Annotated in this window: 14 protein-coding genes; 1 reads left to right on the top strand and 13 read right to left on the bottom strand. The window is 57.6% G+C overall.

Annotated features, from left to right (window positions below):
* Window positions 1-248: 248 nt before the first annotated feature.
* The 12 genes from KQX66_RS03845 to KQX66_RS03790 form a co-directional block, all read right to left on the bottom strand.
* Window positions 249-887 (bottom strand): rhomboid family intramembrane serine protease, encoded by a 639-nt coding sequence (locus KQX66_RS03845; RefSeq protein WP_216789972.1) that lies wholly within the window; start codon window positions 885-887, stop codon window positions 249-251.
* A 154-nt stretch (window positions 888-1,041) separates the two neighbouring features.
* Window positions 1,042-3,549, bottom strand: a complete 2,508-nt coding sequence (gene uvrA / locus KQX66_RS03840; RefSeq protein ID WP_216789970.1) for an excinuclease ABC subunit UvrA — start codon at window positions 3,547-3,549, stop codon at window positions 1,042-1,044.
* Window positions 3,550-3,960: 411 nt separating this feature from the next.
* Window positions 3,961-4,806 (bottom strand): SDR family oxidoreductase, encoded by an 846-nt coding sequence (locus KQX66_RS03835; RefSeq protein ID WP_216789968.1) that lies wholly within the window; start codon window positions 4,804-4,806, stop codon window positions 3,961-3,963.
* Between the two features lie 28 nt (window positions 4,807-4,834).
* Window positions 4,835-5,986 (bottom strand): GNAT family N-acetyltransferase, encoded by a 1,152-nt coding sequence (locus KQX66_RS03830; RefSeq protein WP_306665860.1) that lies wholly within the window; start codon window positions 5,984-5,986, stop codon window positions 4,835-4,837.
* Complete coding sequence (locus KQX66_RS03825) at window positions 5,967-7,310, bottom strand: F390 synthetase-related protein (protein WP_216789964.1); 1,344 nt, start codon at window positions 7,308-7,310, stop codon at window positions 5,967-5,969. The genes KQX66_RS03830 and KQX66_RS03825 overlap by 20 nt, the downstream gene beginning before the upstream one ends.
* Complete coding sequence (locus KQX66_RS03820) at window positions 7,310-8,194, bottom strand: MBL fold metallo-hydrolase (protein ID WP_216789962.1); 885 nt, start codon at window positions 8,192-8,194, stop codon at window positions 7,310-7,312. The genes KQX66_RS03825 and KQX66_RS03820 overlap by 1 nt, the downstream gene beginning before the upstream one ends.
* On the bottom strand, window positions 8,184-9,188 hold the full coding sequence (locus KQX66_RS03815; RefSeq protein WP_216789960.1) for an NAD-dependent epimerase/dehydratase family protein: 1,005 nt from the start codon (window positions 9,186-9,188) through the stop codon (window positions 8,184-8,186). Before KQX66_RS03815 ends, KQX66_RS03820 begins: the two co-directional genes overlap by 11 nt.
* Window positions 9,185-10,456 carry an ATP-grasp domain-containing protein gene (locus KQX66_RS03810; protein ID WP_216789957.1) on the bottom strand — a complete coding sequence of 424 codons (1,272 nt, stop codon included), beginning with the start codon at window positions 10,454-10,456 and terminating at the stop codon, window positions 9,185-9,187. The genes KQX66_RS03815 and KQX66_RS03810 overlap by 4 nt, the downstream gene beginning before the upstream one ends.
* A complete protein-coding gene (locus KQX66_RS03805) occupies window positions 10,446-11,444 on the bottom strand; it encodes a beta-ketoacyl-ACP synthase III (protein WP_216789955.1) in 999 nt (332 codons plus the stop codon). Before KQX66_RS03805 ends, KQX66_RS03810 begins: the two co-directional genes overlap by 11 nt.
* Before the next feature lie 240 nt (window positions 11,445-11,684).
* Entirely contained in the window at window positions 11,685-12,242 is a 558-nt protein-coding gene (locus tag KQX66_RS03800) for a DUF1700 domain-containing protein (protein WP_216789953.1), read from the bottom strand.
* The gene (locus tag KQX66_RS03795; protein ID WP_438804166.1) at window positions 12,239-12,580 is read right to left on the bottom strand and encodes a PadR family transcriptional regulator; all 342 of its coding nucleotides are present in this window, start codon (window positions 12,578-12,580) and stop codon (window positions 12,239-12,241) included. Before KQX66_RS03795 ends, KQX66_RS03800 begins: the two co-directional genes overlap by 4 nt.
* Window positions 12,581-12,733: 153 nt before the next feature.
* On the bottom strand, window positions 12,734-15,313 hold the full coding sequence (locus KQX66_RS03790; protein WP_216789949.1) for a fibronectin type III domain-containing protein: 2,580 nt from the start codon (window positions 15,311-15,313) through the stop codon (window positions 12,734-12,736).
* Between the two features lie 253 nt (window positions 15,314-15,566).
* Here KQX66_RS03790 and KQX66_RS03785 point away from each other — a divergent pair, with 253 nt between their 5' ends.
* Window positions 15,567-16,433, top strand: a complete 867-nt coding sequence (locus tag KQX66_RS03785) for a helix-turn-helix domain-containing protein (protein WP_216789947.1) — start codon at window positions 15,567-15,569, stop codon at window positions 16,431-16,433.
* 24 nt (window positions 16,434-16,457) lie between these two features.
* Here the strand turns inward: KQX66_RS03785 and KQX66_RS03780 are convergent, their stop codons facing one another.
* On the bottom strand, window positions 16,458-17,681 hold the full coding sequence (locus tag KQX66_RS03780; protein WP_253956897.1) for a trans-sulfuration enzyme family protein: 1,224 nt from the start codon (window positions 17,679-17,681) through the stop codon (window positions 16,458-16,460).
* Between the last annotated feature and the right edge of the window lie 6 nt (window positions 17,682-17,687).

The raw sequence follows: 17,687 nt of genomic DNA, 5'->3' as shown, positions 1-17,687 counted from the left end.
ATGCGAGGCTCGTAAGCTTAGGGGAACTGAGATGCGCTATACCGGCCGAAATCGTCGAATGGCTCAAAATAGATAACCTGTGATGCGCTATTAGGCCAATCATGGGGAGCATTAACATTTTTCGACACACTTAAATGCTCCCCAGTTCCGCTATACTTCCATCGCCCTCTTCAAACTCCGTTTAGCGCACCGGCGTTCCTCTATTCCCAAACCAATTCAGGTTATTCCAGGGTTTCGAGCCCGCTGCATTACTCCGCTCCGGGCTCGTCCCAGCTCTCTCTGCGCCGTCTCCGCTTGACGAACAAGGTCATCAGTGCGGATACGGCCAAACCGCCGACGAAGCCGCCGGCATGAGCATAAACGTCGACATTCTGGACGACAAAGGAATAAACAAAGCCGATGATCACAATGGTCCATACCGTTTGTTTCGTCTGGTAATCGATCAGATCGCGCCGGAATACCGATAAGTACAAGTAAGCGGCGTATATGCCGTAGATCGCTCCGGACGCCCCCGCTCCAATATAGGGGTCCGAATGGAACCAGGCACTCGCCACATTCCCGGCGATTCCGCTTGCAAGATAGAACGCCGCGTAGCGCCAGGAGCCCAGCATACGCTCAAGCGGAGCGGCAAACACGTACAAGGCGAAGCTGTTAAAAAGCAAGTGCTGGAACCCGATATGTACGAAGATGGCCGTCACATAGCGCCACAGTGCCGGCTCAATGCCTGGAACGCCGTACATGGCGCCGAAACGGAGCAGCGTTTCGCTGTCTTGGGACGATCCGTACCACTCCATCGCCGCCATCACAAGCAATTGAATCAAGATGATGGCCGTTGTCACCGGATAAAGCCGAACGTATTGACCTAAGCTTTCCCTACGCGCAAACATGTACTCGCTTCCCTTCCCTGCGATGCAAAAGTATCTCCTAATTATAGCGGCTTCTGTGCATATTGTGAAATCGGGCATAAAAAAAGGAGATGCCCGAACGACGGCACCTCCTCCTGTACGGTCTGGTTTGTGACGGGACGTCCTGCCTGCCACCTTACAAGCGCAGCGCTTCCTTCAAAAAGCGGCCGGTGTGGGAAGCTTCGCATGCGGCCACTTCCTCCGGGGTGCCTGCTGCGACAAGCGAGCCGCCCGCTTCTCCCCCTTCCGGGCCGAGATCGACGACCCAATCGGACTCGCGAATGACGTCCACGTTATGCTCGACCACCATCACCGTATGGCCCGCATCGACCAGTTTATTCAACAAAACGAGCAGCTGCCGCACATCGCCGGGATGCAGGCCGGTAGTCGGTTCATCCAGCAAATAGAGCGTGTGGGTCTTCGTTTTTTTGCTCAGCTCCTTGGCCAGCTTGATCCGCTGCCCCTCCCCGCCCGACAGCGTCGCGACGGACTGGCCCCATTGCAAATATCCGAGCCCCACCTCGCAGAGCAGCTCAATCGTTCTGGACATTTTGTCCTGATCCTTCAGGATGGACAGGCTTTCTTGAACCGTCATATCGAGCAGATCGGATATCGTATAGCCTTTGTAGGTAACACGCAGCACCTCTTCCTGGAACCTTCTGCCACGGCAGGCGGGACACCGCACTTCCAGATTCGGAAGAAAATGCATGTGCAGCGATAAAACGCCGAGTCCCTGGCAGTTCTCGCAGCGTCCACCCGGCGTGTTGAACGAAAAGTGCTTCGATGTCAGCTTGTTCCGTCTCGCTTCCGACAAGCTGGCGAACAGGTTCCGAATCGAGGTGTATACTTCGGTATACGTCGCAATGTTCGAACGCTGCATCCGCCCGAGCGGCGATTGGTCTACCGTAATCCAGTTTCCGATATGCTCCAGACCGGTAATAGCTCCGCAGCCTTCGCGTTTTCCCGCTTGCTCGCCCGGCGCAAGAAGGTCGAACAGGAGCGTCGACTTTCCCGAACCGGACACGCCGGTCACCGAAATCAGGCAGCCGAGTGGAAACGAAACGGTAATGTGCTTTAAATTCCGCGCATAGGCATCCCGGATCTTCAGGAAGCTCCCGTTGCCCCGCCTTCTGACCCGCCCCGGGGCCAAGCGGCTCTCGTCCCGCAAATAAGCGCCCGTGACCGAGCTCTCGCATAGCTTCAGAGCCTCCAGCGGACCCTCGCCGACGACGGTTCCGCCCATAGTGCCCGCCCCAGGACCCATGTCAATGACATGATCGGCCGCACGCATTACCTCGACGTCGTGCTCGATGACAAGCACCGTATTTCCCAGATCGCGAAGCTGCTTCAGGACATGTATTAACCCTTCCGTATCCCGCGGATGTAGCCCTGCCGACGGCTCGTCCAAAATATACAGCACCCCGGTGAGACCGGACCCGAGCAAGGAAGCGAGCCGAATTCGCTGCGCCTCCCCTCCGGACAGCGTCACCGTCTGCCGATGAAGCGACAAGTATCCTAAGCCGACATCGATCACCCGTTTCAGCCGCTCCGGCAAATCGTTCAGCACCGGCTCCAGCATTTCTCGTCCGGCCGGCGGCAAACTTCCCGGCAAACCGTTCAGCCACGACAGCACGTCATCCAGCGACCAAGAGGATACCTCGGCAATCGACGCTCCGCGCACCGTCACCCGGCGGCTTTCCTTGTTTAATTTAGTTCCTTGGCACTCGGTGCACGTTTGCTGATGGAAATACGCTCCTACGGACGCGGAGCCGTTCGGGTTGCCGTCTTTTTCCAGATAGCGGCGCCACAAGCTCGTAACGACGCCTTCGAATTTCCCTTTGCCGACCATTTTAGGCGGCTGGACGTTCGGGAAGTGCCGCAGGAAGGCTTCGCTTTCCACGCCGTAGAACAACAAATCGCGCTGAACCTGGCCGTACTCTTTTAACGGCTGATCCGGATCGAAGACGAATCCGTAATGCTTGGCAGCGGCTTGCAGAATGCTGTTCTGGTAATCGATCAGGGACTCGTACCACAAAGTCACGCATCCCCCGCGCAGGCTCAGCTCTTCGTCGAAGACGGCCTCCTGGTTCAGGCTGGCTACGCTGCCGAGTCCGTCGCATGTTCCACAGGCGCCCTCCGGCTTGTTGAACGAGAAATGGCCCATCGTCAGCCTGGGAAGCTCGGCCGTACAGTTCGGGCAGCGAACGTATTGCGGCTGGCCGGACGCTTCGTCCTCCTCGCTCAAGCCGCCCGCCTCTTCGAACGAAGGCGGAACGGTCGCGCCGCACGACGGGCACGGCCGCTCCCCGAGCTTGGCGTACAAAAGCCGCAAATACGTATAGATGTCCGTTACGGTGCCCACCGTCGACCGCGGATTGCGGTTCGTGACGTGCTGCCCTACGCTGATCGACGGAGACAATCCGGCGATGGAATCGACCTTCGGCTTGCTGATGGAATCCGTGACCATGCCCATGGATTCCATATACTGCCGCTGGCATTCTTTCTGCAGCGTATCCATCGCGAGCGTCGATTTCCCGGACCCGGATGGCCCGGTCAAGACGACCAATCGATTTCTGGGAATCGTCAGCGAGATGTTTTTCAAGTTATTTTCACGGGCGCCTTGGATCAAGATGGCTTCTTTCAACTATAATCCTCCTTTAGGTTGATCTTGCAGGCGAGTATCTTTTTTTACAAACGCGCCGCTCCATGCAGCGCCTTTGCCGACGGATGCTCTCTCCCCATTTAATACAGGCTCACCGGCAAGACAGGCTGCGATCGTTATCTTTATGATCGTTCGACTCCTTTCCTCATTCGAGCTTCAACCCCATCATACTACATTGATGCAAATGCAAAGGTTTAAGAGTTTATATCCCCTTTAAATAAGCTATTTCACTCCAAACATTCGACACGTGCTTTAGAGTTTTAAATGAAGTATACGGAGTGGGTCACCCTGAACGCGGAATCTAGGCCAGAACAGATGCCGGCAAACAAACAGGCCGTTCCCGCGGATTCGTCTCCGACCAGGAACGGCCTTGTCTTATGTCCTTTATGCGCTTCATTTGTTGAGCAGACGCAGCACAATCGATTCGTACCACCGCCAAGGGATCAGCGCCTTGCTCCCCAGGCTCAGTTTAGCCCCTCTGCCGAGCGGATAACGCAGCTTGGGATGCTTCAACCGGATGACGCGGACAATGGTATCCGCAACCTCCGTCGCGTCCGGGGCGGTAGCGGCGGCTTGCTTCGAGTACCGCAGCACCTTCTCCAGCAAATGCCGGTAAGGCGAAGCTTCGGAGGTACACATGGAGGCGAAGCCTTTTTGCCAAATGTCCGTCTTGTAGGCGCCCGGCTCGATGAGTACGACCTTAACGCCGAAGGGCTTCATTTCGAGCCTTAACGACTCACTGAAGCCTTCCACGGCGAACTTGGACGTGCTGTAAGGCGCATAGCCGGGAAAGCCGCTGAGTCCGCTGACGCTGCTGACGTTGACGATGTACCCGGATCTCCGCTCCCGCATATGCGGAAGCACGGCTTGGGTCGCGGCGATCACGCCGAAAACGTTCGTCTCTAGCTGTTGTCTCCACTGCTCCATCGGTACCTCCTCGACATAACCGCCGACGGCAAAACCGGCATTATTCACGAGCACGTCAATCCGGCCATACGTTTTGACAATCGAACCGACGGTTTGGCCGATCGCCTCATGATCGGTAACATCCAGAGGCATGATATCGATCAGTTCCTGCACCCCGCTGCGCTCCGCATGCTCCTGAAGCGCTTCGCATTTGTCCGGATTGCGCATCGTCGCAACGGTTCTGTAGCCAGCGCGCGCAAGCGCGACCGCCGTTAACAACCCGAAGCCGCTGGACGCGCCTGTGACCAAGGCTACCGGCTGGACGTTGTCCATCGAAATCCCTCCTTCCCCTGCTCCTGTCTCAAAATTTATATTTTTTCATAAGCGGGATGCCGATGCCGTTCAGTGTCTTGTGCAGCAGCATCCAGCCGGAACGCCGGCGGAAGGGCAGATGACGGTCGTAAACGGCGCTGTACTCGATATCCGCGACCGCTCCGCGGTTGCGCTTAAACTGCGCGGCCCCCGAGCTTTCATGGAGCAGATGGCCGTTCGTCCGGGCAATGCCGATCAGCACCGACGACAGCATGCGGTACAAACCGAGCTCCTGCGGAAGTGACGTATCGTAGCCGAAGATCGGTGTGGTCATGACTCCATTGCGGCAAAAGAAGCCGAGCACCGCATCCAAGCGTCCCGTCGGCTTGTGACGAAGCGCATGAAGCTCCAGCAGCCCTTCCTGCCATGCCAGCTTGAAAAAGCTCGTTCCGAACTGCGGATTGTGATACGAATATTTATCCAAATAAAGCGCCCGGTACAGGTCCGCCAGCCGAGACATATCCGCTTCCGTCAGCTCCTCCGGACCAACGGCTTCGTAGCCGTGTTTGTCCAGCAGGCCGTAGTCCCGCTTCAGAAGCCAGCGGGCTTTGGCATTCATCCAGGCATCGTCCGACGGCTTGAGCAGATAGACCTGCCGGCTCGGAACCATGCGGAAGCCCAGCTTCTCCAGCGCATCTATCATCGTGGCGTTCGTCGTCCGGTTGAGGGACCGGAAAATCAGCGTATGCTGCGGAAACGAACGGAGCAAGTAACGGACTGTATCCTCCATTTCCTCGTCAGACAGCTCGGGATACAAATTGGTCGACAGCAGCCAATTGTTGACGTGCACCGCACGGTTGAAGCCGCTCCCTTTCAGCAGCCAGCCTATGGCGGAAAGCAGCCCGCCGAGCGCAAGCTGTACCGGGCGTGACTTCAGCAGGTACAACTCCTGCTTCGCATAGCTGACGTAGTGGGTATATGGAGAGCAGACGTACGAATTATCGTACTCCGTCTCATTGACGGTTAACGGCAATACGTTGTCATTCAACTGAAGCACATGCAGAGCCGTAGACAAGTTCGGCACGAAATTTTCAACCGGCTGTTGAAGCAGCGGAAGCAAGTAACGCTTGGCATAGCCGCCGTCAGCCGTATCAGGCCATTCGAGTTGTCCGATGGATTCCCTATCGAATAAGCGCAGCATCGAGGTCAAGACCGAACCTCCTCTCCACCCGCCGAAGCTTCCGGTCTCCCGGCTGGAAGGCATACACCGTAAATTCGAACCCCGGCGTGCGGCAGCCGACCCGATCGCACAGACCGGTCAAGGCGTTCGCCACGGCCGCTTCGGTCTCCGCCCGTTTGCCGTCCGAGACTTGCAGAGAAACCTCTAGCCGGTTCGGAGCATGGAGCACGGCGCGATACGCTTCGATGTCTCCGGAGGCGGCAAGCAGCGCCCGGCTGACGAAATCAGGGAATACGCGCACCCATCCTTCCCCACGCCGATCCGGAAAATAGAACAAGTCGTCGCAGCGCCCTTCGATTGTGTCAATCGCCGTAAACGGCGATCCGCAAGGACAAGGCTCCGTACGTTCGGTCAGCACGTCGTTCAGCCTGTAGCGGATCATCGGCTGCGCCATTCTGGAAAAATCGGTAATAACCGGAATGAACTTCCGCAGCTCAAAATCCACATATTCTTTCTGAATAACTGCGATATCTTCATTCATATGCAGCGTACCGTGAGCGCATGTGGCGGCAAGAAAACCTTCGGTGCACTGGTAAACCTGATGCAGCGTCCGGCCGAACGTTTCCTCGATATACCGGCGGTCGAGCGGGTCCAGCACCTCGGCCACCGACACGATGCGTCCGGGCGCAATCGATAACCGCCCCACTTTTTGCTGCTCCGCAAGCAGGCGAAGCATGGAAGGCGGCGCGACGAGCAAAGTCGGCTGCTGCTCCCGAAGCCGGTCCAGATGGCGTTCCAAAGGATCGAGCAGATCGTAGAACCGGAACTGCAGCCGCCGGCTGCCTACAGCAGCATACAAGTTGCTGTTGGCTCGCAGAAAAAAAGCAATGCGGTGCTTGCCGAAAAGCGATCCCGGCAGCACCTTGGCCAGCACGGCACCCGCCCAGGCCAGCCGTTCCTCCCGGCTGACAAGAAACAGTCCCCGGTGTCCCGACGTTCCGGACGATAAGCCGATGGTCGTCCCGCCGATCATCGGAGTGAAATCCCGCGTTTGTTCCGCGCGGAGCGCCAGAGCAAAGGCTTCCTCTTTCAGGATACCCACCGTGTTCAGACGGTCAAACTGTTCCATCATGATTTGTTTGTCGATCATCGGAAACTCCCGCCATTCCGACAGCGGACGATTCCCCCACCATTCGCGGTAAAAGGGGGATTGCCGCCGTACCCGGTCCAAATGGTTCCGGATGCGCGCTTCCTGCCACCGCTCGAGCGAAGTCCGGTCCGTCCACCGGCGTCCTTGGCGGGTAAGCCAATAACGGGATAAAATGCGCAGCGAATCGGTAAGCATTACAGCGGTTCCCCTCCTTGAATCCACTTTTCCCAGACCTCCGGGCAGTGTGAGGGAACGATGCGCAATGCCGGGTAACGCTCGTGCAGCCGAACGAGCCGTTCGAAGCTATCCCGGTATTGGCGACGGTTCGGCATGACCACCCCGGCAAGCGGGTGCGGCGGTCGGCTCTCGCGGATCGCCCGGCTTGACCAGGCCGCATCGGCGCAGAGCAAATAATCGTGACGCTCGGTCGACAGCAGCAGCCCGATCTGCCCGTCCGCATGCCCGGGAAGGTCGACTGCAAGCAGACTGCCGTCTCCTAGCACATCGATGCCGCTGGAGAACGGGAAGTCCGCCGGCAGTTCGATCTGCCGGTCCCGGAGAATCGGCTGCGAGCGTCGTTCGAACGATTCCGGCAGCAGCCCCGGCAGGTACGCCCTGCGGAGTGCCGCCAATCCGCGCAAGGACTTCACCGCGTCGTACGCCTCCGGCACGTACAAAAATGTGGCGTTCGGGAAATCGCGCAGTCCGGCCACATGATCGGCATGAAAATGCGTCACGATCACCGTCTGCACCTGCTCCGCAGCCACCCCGCAGGCGGCAAGCTGCCGCACCGCACTTTCCTCCTCGCGGAATACGACGGGCGTAATCATACGGTACAGCCGCTCGGGCAGCCGGTTCGTTTCCTGGATGAACCGCTCCGAATATCCGGTGTCGACGACAATCGCGCCGAACGCCGGATGCTCGATGCAGGCAAATATCGCCGGAATGCGGCACGAACGCAGCGAGCCGCCCCGAAGCGTCACCCATTCCGGATGGGTGCAATAGCCTGCCGCAAACAAACGCAGCTTGACCTTGGGGATCGGTAACCCTCTGTCTTCTCTCTGTTGTCTATAAGTCATGCTTACTCCTCCACCACTGAGCAAAAGCTTCCATTCCTTCGTCCACGCAAATCTTAGGCGAATAGCCAAGTTCCCTTCGAGCTGCGCTAATATCCAGCGTCTGGCTTCTCCCGATCATGCCCGCCACCGCCCGGGTGAGCATCGGCTCGCCCCGGCCGGGAAGCCGCCGGGCGGATAGCTCCATCAGCGCAGCTACGCCGTAGGCCGCAGCATAAGGCAGCCGTTTGAACCGGACCGGAATGCCCAGTTTCCCGAGCAGCCTGCTTACCGCCTCGCCAAAAGGCATCGGCTCCCCGTTCGTAATATTGTAGACGCGTCCCGCCACAGTAGCGGCTGGCGCCGCTTGGCACAGAAGTAGCGCATCGACGGCATTGTCGACATACGTCAAGTCGATGAGCGCCTTCCCGCCTCCGATCAGCGGAATCCCCTGCACCGCATTCGCTTCGATCAGCCGCGGCAAAATCGAAGCGTCGCCCGGACCGAATAAGGCGCGCGGCCGCACGATAACGGTCTCCAGCCCTGCCGCCCCGGCCCGCGCTACGGCCTCCTCAGCCAGCCGCTTCGTCGCGGCGTACGGGCTGGCTTGACGGCGCGGCAGCGGGTCCGATTCCCGGGCGCCCAGCCTGTGGGTGCTGCCGAAATACACGCTGGGCGTCGACACGTGAATAAGCCGGCCGACCTGATGCTGCAGGCAGCCGGCGATCACATGTTCCGTCCCCAGTACGTTGCTATCGTAAAAGTCGTTGTATGGCCCCCACGATGCCGATAACGCGCCGCAGTGAAAGACGGCTTGTTGACCGGCGCAAGCAGCGTTTATCCGCTCCCGTTCCCGTAGGTCTACCTGCACGAAACGGATGCCCTGCCGCCGAAGCTCCTCCCCGATCGCCGGTTGTCTGCCCAATGCGGTAACGTTCCAACCCTCGTCCCGGAGCCGGAGAGCAAGCCGTCTGCCCAGAAAGCCTGTTCCTCCCGTCACTAAGGCATTCCTGCTCATGATGTCCCTCCGTTCCATTCGATGTCGCCGGTCGAAGCTTCCATAAGCGTCTGCTTGCGGGCAGCTGCGGCTCTCCGCAGCTCCAAGAGCAGAAAAAGCTGCTCTGCAAAAGGCCGTGGGTCGCTCCAGCGGAACACGACATCCCGGGCCCCGGCATACTTGGATAGCCATGCCGCAAAGGCTCGCCACGAGCGGCTTTCCGTAAGCCCGCTAGCCAGCATGGGCACCCCCAGCATCCCCCGCGAGGCCGGCTGTGGCTCGATCATCGTTTCGCCGAGCGTTTCCGGATGCAGCAAGGCCGAGGCCAGCCTGTCCTCCGGCCGGAACAGATGGATGCCGCTTGTCGTCCGCGGATTGCATTCGATGGCGTACAGCTCTCCCCGCTCCGTCTCGATAAAATCAAACGCGATTTGCCCGGTGAACCGTTCCATCCGGACAAATTCCCGTACCCATTCGAGCAGGCCGGCATGGTACAGCGGCTCGAAATATACGCTGGCCCCGCCTCGGACCGCGTAATCGGCGGCGTAGGAGGCATGAGCCGCGAGTCTGCCTTCATGCGCGATGCTGTAGGTGCACAGGGTTCGCCCGGGGATGAACTGCTGAACGACCCACGGATAGCTTTCGGCTTCCAGTCGGACTTCGGTGGGGGTTTCCCCGGTAATCCGGGTCCTCTCTTCCGCTGCCCCCCCTGCTTCCCGGCCGCCTGGCTTCACGATGCGAACCTTGGAAGCGAAGCGGGAAAATTCCGGCTTCACGACATAGCCGTCCCGGTATACTTCCTCCGGGCTAGAGGCGATCCGCCCCGTGAATCGGGCCCACTCCTGCGGAGTGCTCACCCGCTCTGTATGCGGAACAGACAAGCCGAGCTCTTGAGCCCGGCGGATGAATTCCCATTTGCTGTGCAGCCGCCGGAGCTGCTCCAGGGGTGGAGCGACGACGCGGCATAACGAGCTGAGCCGTTCCAATCCGGCCGACACGTAAAAAATCTCCTCGCAGGTCGGGATCAACCATGCGATGCGTTCGCGCCGCACGATCTCTTCGAGCGCCGCAACGAAGTGCTCGGGTTCGCGTGCCGGGCCCGGCACCATATGGCTGCGGGCGACCGCTTTCGACACGCGGCACAGGTGATGCCGCACGCTTTCGGCCGCATGCACCTCGCAGCCGGCGGCAGCGAGCAGCCGAGCCAGCTCCAGAGCTGCCGGAGCGCGGCCGCCGGTAATCAACACCTTAAGGCGCTCGGCCGAAGAGACGCGCATTTTAGTAATCAAGCACAACGCCTCCCAGCGTCAGTCCGGCCGAAGTGCCGAGCAGCAGCACGCGGTCTCCCCGCTCGATTCTTCTTTGACGGATCGCTTCGTGCAGGCCCATCGGGATCGAAGCGGATATCGTATTGCCATGATCGGGCGTAATGTACAGCAGCTGCTCTTCGGAAATGCGCAGCTTGCGGCTGAGCAGCCGCATCGCCATCGCGCTGCCTTGATGCGGAATGACCAGCTTGATGTTCGCAATGGAGCAGTCTGCCCCCGCAAGAAGGCGGTTCATAAAACCCGGCAGCTTCTTCGAGGCCATCCGAAACAAAGGCTCTCCCTGCATGTCGAACAAATAATGCTCCGCTGTTTCCGGAGCAAAAGCCCCTGCAGGACGGCCGCTGCCGCCTCCCCGAATTTCCGAGAGATGCGCCCCGGCGCTGTACGTTTCCATGCAAGCGGAGAGGATGCGCGAGCGCTCTTCCGGCCCGGACTTCGCAATGACGGCTGCCGCCGCCCCGTCGCCGAAGAGAGCCGCGCTTTCCTTTTGCTTCCAGTTCAAGCCTTTGGAGGCGATCTCGGTCGACACCAGAAGTACACGGCGGTATCGCCCAGCCTCTACCATATAGGACATTACATCGAGGCCGGCAACAAAGCTCAGGCACGTCGAGTTAATGTCGAAGGCAGGAACGCCGGAATGCTGCTGCCCCATCGCTTCCTGAACTAAAGCGGCCGTACAAGGAATCGGCTGCTCCATCGTCCCGCTCGTGCATACCAGACAATCGATATCGTCGAACGTCAATCCAGCCGCTTCCAAGGCAGCATAGGCCGCCTTTGCCCCCATCAAAGAAGCCGTTTCGTCCTCAACGAAATGGCGATGAATGACATTTGTTTTTTTCCTTACCCAGCCTTCCGGCACGCCCAGAGCCCGATCCATCTCCGAATCGGTGACCCGGCGCTTCGGCATATATTTACCGGTTCCGATAATTTTCACATGACGAGTTTGCATACGTATCCTCTGCTTTCCGTGTGTGCGTGTATGATTCAAGCCATATTTTTATTGTAAAGAAAAATCGGCCGGAACATAGTACTAACTTTGTCTAATACCTCTTGAGGCCTATTATCCATTCGCGACAGCCCCGTCGTATCCCTTTTTCGAAACGCAAAAAAACCGCATATTCCGACACGGAATGCGGTCATTGCACTGCGGTACTCCCCCGCTTCACTATGGACATTTCGTCGTACGGCGCTACATCGCTCTCCTGCCTGGCAGCACTTTTTTGTAGCTCGCGGAAAGGAAGCTCATATATAGGCGCAGGCCTCTCCAGCTTACGTAAGCAATCCCCCCAACGATGCCCCCGACGATAGTGGAGACCACCATGCTCCACTCGGTCGGAACTTCTACGGGTCCGAGATTCATCTGAATCCCGGTGACGCCGAGTGTGCGGAGTAATCCGGCTATGAAGACGAGAACCGCGCTAAACCCAAACCCGCCGGCAAGTGTGGCAAGCACAGGGATGACCATGATGCTCAGCAGCCCGGTCGTGCAATAAAAGCCGACCATTATCATGACGTCTTTGAACGATCTCGCCGGGCCCTTTTCCATTATATATTCGCTCCGGTACGCTTTCGCCAGCACGCGCGGGTCGCCGAGCCGGGCCAAAATGGCGTCCTCCGACTGGCCGCCCGCCATGCCTTCCGCAATATGGCTCTCGATTTCCCGGATCGCGTCCAGCCGCTCGTCTTCCGGCATTTTCTCCAATAGTTGATACAGTTTCTCCAAGTACGCTCTTGTCTTCGGACTCATAACGGTTCCTCTCCCCGATACAATTGAATTTGATACACTGCCGCGTCCAGCTTGTTCCATTCGCAGGACATCGCCTCCAGCAGGAGGCGTCCGTCGGCAGTCAGGCTGTAATATTTGCGCGGCGGGCCGGCTTCCGATTCCTTCCAGAAGGACTCGATATAGTTTTCTTTAAGCAGCCTGCGCAGAAGAGGGTACAACGTCCCTTCCGTCACGGCCAGGGGCTCCCATCGGTCTAACAACGTCACCAGCTCGTAGCCGTATCGCGGCTGCTTGCTAACCAGCAGCAGGATGCAATATTCCAAAATTCCGCGACGAACCTGGGAAGTCCACTCCGTCATATCCATACGATCTCCCCTTCCACTACTATGCTACCACACACTACTTTGTTCTGCAAGGTACTTGGTGGAGTATTTTTCCGGCACATAAAAAGACCCGTGCCCGGGCTCCCTCTGTTATCGAAGAAGCCGCAGGCACAGGCTGCGATTTTCAGATCACGGATTCGTAGACGTACTTGCCTCCAACGGGTCGGAATTCGATCTTGCGCCGACGGCTTTGATGACGAAATCGTACGTTTTGCCCGGATCCGCGTTATTGACGGTATATTGGTATGCGCTCTGCCCTTTCACCGCCGGAACGTATACGCTCCAGTTCGTGCCGGCTTTGTCGTTCTTTTCATAAATCCGGTAGCCTCGGACCGGTTCGGACGTGGACGCGGGAGCGTTCCAGGAAATGACGGCGCTGCGGTTCTTCAGCTCGGCCTTGGCATTTTCCACTTTGGCCGGCTTGCCGTCCGTCCGCTTGATGCTGTACTGGTCGTAAACGGCCAGCGGCTCGTTTTTGGCGGCGGTATACGAGGTGAACTTCAGAATGCCGTCCGTGACTTGCACGTCCATGAACATTTTTTTGTTCGGCTGGGCGTTTTTCACGGAGAAGAAGTCCTTGATGTTCGGATTGATCTTGTAAAACTTGGCGGCCGCGGAATTACCCATCAAATACACCGAGCCCTGCGGGTTCACCACATTGCCCTGCCCGTCTACGACAACGTCTTTGATCGCCTTGTTGCCCAGCATCTGATGCGATCTCATGTACAGGTGGTCGTGGCCTTCCAGCACCATATCGATGCCCAATTCGTCGAAGACCGGAATCAAATATTTGCGGTAAAACTCCACGCGCTCCGATTCCGCATCCGCGTTGTCCCCGGAGGAATACGCCCCCTTGTGCATCGCGACGATTTTCCACTTCTTGTCCGTCTTCGCCACTTGGTTGCGCATCCAGTCCACCTGCGCTTTAAAACCGGCATCAGCCTTGTACGGATCGACTTTGCCTTCGTACTGCGTATTGATCTGCATGAAAAGCGCATCGCCGTATTCGAAGGAATATACCGTGCCGTCTTCGGTGCTTGTGCCGACGCTTTTGGGCAGGTTGAAATGGTAGTAGAAGTTGTTGTTCGGATGATCCTCGATCTCATGGTTGCCGACGATCGGGGCAAATGGCACGTTCGCAAATTCTTTCTGCGGGATCCCCAAGAACCACTGCCACTGCTCCTCCAGATCCCCGTCATCGATCAGATCGCCTGTCAGCAGCATGAATTTCGGATCACCGATATGATCGATCGCTCTGCGGAACGTATCCTGCCACAGCTCAAAGTTTCCTTTGCTGGAGCCTTGCGTGTCCGTCGTATAAATAAAGTGAAAATCGTGATTGTTCGCATGATCGGTCGTGAAGGAGCCGACCGGACTCCAGCTGTCCGCCCTTCCGCTGCCTGCGCGGTACTTGTATTTCGTGCCCGGCTTCAGGTTATTCGCCGTCACCTTGTGATTGGCGAACGAGGTCGTTTTATTCGAGCTTCGGTCGCTGCTTTTCATCAGCGTCTTCACGATTTCCGTCGTACCGGTGAAGGTCATCGCCTCCTGCTCGGGGAAGCTTCCGCCCGGAGCTTTGGAAGCTTCGACGACCTGAACGACGGTCCCCGTGACGTCCGTCCCGGTATACCAGTCAAACGAGATGCTAGTTTTCGTATCCCCGTTAAAGGTCATATTCAACAAGGTCGGCGCGCCCGCCGCCGAAGCACCTCTCGTTGTAAAGCTCCAAACGATCGGACTCGTCAGAGGAACGTTGTCTGAAGCTCCCTGGACTAGCTCCTTCGGAACGGTGACCGTATACGATTTGCCCTCGGCAAAATCCGGGTGATTAATCGCCAGCGTATCGCTGTTGACGACACCCACGGACAAATTGCCCACGGAGGTGTTGTTCTGGTCGACGATGCTTACGCTCGGGCCGCTGTTCAAAGCGATCGCTTTGTTGAATTTGACGGAGACGGCCGCGTTCGGCGCAACGTCGCTCGCTCCGTTGGCAGGAGCCTGCTGCACGCTTAAGGTCGGAGTCGGTCCGCCGGTTTTCCGGTCGCCCTTGACGATCACATCCTTGATCCGGCTGGAGCCGGAGCTGGACACGGTCCCCCCGCTCACGTTCTTTGTCGAATTCACAACCCAACGGATGTACAGCAGGTCGTTGTCGTCGGCTTGGCTCGGGAGCGGAGCGTCAGTGAGCTTACAGCTGTTGTTTTTGCAGTTGAAGTTCGTCTGCTCCAGCACCAGAGTGCCCCCGGAAAGGTCGGTCCAGTTCGTTTGGTCCGTGCTGAATTGCACCTTGAAATCGCGCGGCCCCGTGCTGGATGACGTCTGCTGGGACGACAGCGTCAAGTTCTCGAAGCCCTTGGTGGATATCGTGGCAAGCCAATATTTTTTGCCCGTTCCGTCGTTCCACCCTTGATTGCGGATACTGCGCTCTCCCGAGTCGTAGGTATATTGATCCGTGTTCGTGCCGATGTCCCGGAACGTCGATGATGTCTTGTACACCCCGCCCGTGGCAGGGAACACGCCGTCGGTTCCTTTATCCTTGAAGATCCATTCCGCCACGGTTTCTTTGGCCGCTGCCACCCGGCTGTCGGCTGCCTCTTCCGCCCCTGCGCTGCCGACCCATTGGAGCGCAAGTAACAGAGAGGCGAGCAGCAGAGATACCGTCCTGCGCCACATTTGCTTTGGATACCCGTTCTTTCGTTCGTTTTTCACTTGATCGACTCCTTTCCCATGTATGTTTGCAATCGTAAATTCCGCCGGACGATTCCGACGGCTTTATGCTTCCAGGGACCCCTCCTTTCCATATCTGCAGGCTAACCATCGTTATGCCTGCCAGCCCCTATTGCGAGGCTACCCCCATCGTATCGAAAACCGGCGCCCTGCAGTATGTGTATCTGTAACTTTTTCATGGAATATCCTAACTTCCCATTCCGTGGTATACTTGGCTAGGAAAGGGGAAGTCCATATGGCCGGAAACCAAAACGAGATCATTCAAAATTATTTCAAAACGCTGCAATTGGAGCTTATGGTCTCCAGCTACTGCGAAAGAGTCACCCAGAATTGGCGGAGGCCGCTAAGGACGGACGGCTTCAACCGCTTTTATTTGATCCTGGGCGGAGAAGGCTGGCTTCAAGTCAAGCGTCAGGAGTTTTATCCCGTTGCCGGCCAATTGTATTTTTTGCCGTCGGACACCCCTCTGGCGTACTCGATCATCAGCGCCAACACCTTTCACAAATATTGGTGCCATTTCTCCGCGAACGTCGGCAGCTTTCATCTCTCCCATCTAATCGAATTTCCGTACTATATCGAAGTGGATGACATGCCCTATATGCAGCATTTGTTCGAGAAGCTTACAAAAGCAAATCAAAAGAGCGGAGACATCACGTCCCCGCTTAGAGCAAATGCGATTTTATACGAAATTTTGACGTACTATATGGACCGGCTCCCGCCGCAGTCGATTTGCCTGTCCTCCTCCTCCGCGATCAGCCGGTCGAATCAAATTTTGCAGTATATCGAAGAGCACCTCGCCGAGCCGTTGACGCCGAAAGCGCTGGCCGAAGCGTTTCATTACAGTCCGAACTATTTCTGCCGGTACTTCAAAAACTTGTTCCAAGTCACGCCGATCGAATATATTAACAAGGTCCGGATCGAAAGGGCCAAATGGCTGCTCACCCATTCGAATCAATCCATCGAAAAAATCGCAAGCCAGATCGGGCTGGAACGGTTTTATTTCTCGAATCTGTTTAAGCGGTCCACGACGCTGTCCCCCAGCGAATACCGGCAAGCCGTCCGTTCGGCCCCCGACCGGGAGGCTGGTCTGGAAGAAGGGTGACCCAATGTTATTCCTTTATTGTCTTTATTTGGATTTAACTGGAAGCTGCGCACTGGCCTGTTCGATATCCTCAATTAGAACTTGAGGATTTTCCAAGCCGACATACAGCCGGACGAGCGAGCCCGGAACGGACTCGTAGCCGGGTCCGAGCCGGCCGACGGTGACCAGACTTTCATGGCCTCCCCAGCTGACGCCGATCCGGAAGTATTCGAGCCGGTCCGCCCACGCCTTCATTTCCCCGGCCGGCAGGTCGGTCTCGAAGGAAAACAGGCTGCTCGAACCGCTCATTTGCTGCCGGGCCAGTTCGTGCTGCGGGTGGGAAGCAAGCCCCGGATGGTTCACCTTCCTCACGAACGGAAGGCTTTCCAGATGGCGGGCGACAGTGAGCCCGCTCTGCTCCTGCTTCTCCAGCCGCAAAGGCAGCGTTCGCAGCCCCCGCATCGCAAGCGAGGCCGAGTGCGGAGTCATAATCCCGCCCAGCAGCAAGTATTCGCTGGCGTTAATCCGATTGATGTTCTCTGCGGACCCGATCAGCACCCCGCCGACGATATCGCTGTGCCCGCCGATATATTTGCTCATGGAATGAAGAACGAAATCAATCCCGTGCTCGAACGGATTTTGCAAACAAGGCGTCGCCCACGTATTGTCGATCATGGTCACGGCCCCGATGCTATTCGCCAGGCGGGCGCAGGCGCTTAAATCTTGAAGCTGGAACGTTAAGGTGGTGGGACTTTCCAGATACACCAGCTTCGTATTCGCCCGCACGGCAGCCTGAATCGCTTCAAGCGAAGCGCCGTCCACAAAGGTCGTCTCGACGCCGTACCGCGTTAGAAAACTTGTCAACAGCTCCCGCGTCGGTCCATACACCTGATCGACGCAAATGATATGGTCGCCCGCCCGGACATTCGCCAGAATCGCGGTGGAGATGGCGGCCATGCCCGAAGCGAAGCATCGCGCTTTCTCGCCTCCTTGAAGCGCAGCCAGCCGCATTTCCAGCTGACGGACCGTCGGATTATTCCCCCGCGTGTACACGAACGAATCGCTCGCGCCTGCAGACGCACGGTCAAACTCCTCGTACGTGGCGAAGGTGAACAAGCTGTTCTGGTAAATCGGCATAACCACGGCGCCCCGGTGCAGTTCGTCATGCGAATCGTGAGCTACCTGCGTGCTCGGATCGATAATATTTTTTCGGGTACGTTCGTCGGTTTGACCATCCAATTTAGGGTCCACGGGAATCGGTCCTTTCATCTTGTT

The organism is Paenibacillus oleatilyticus, from assembly GCF_018998565.1.
GTDB classification, from domain to species: Bacteria; Bacillota; Bacilli; order Paenibacillales; family NBRC-103111; genus Paenibacillus_G; species Paenibacillus_G oleatilyticus.
This window is presented reverse-complemented; position numbering and strand designations above follow the sequence as displayed.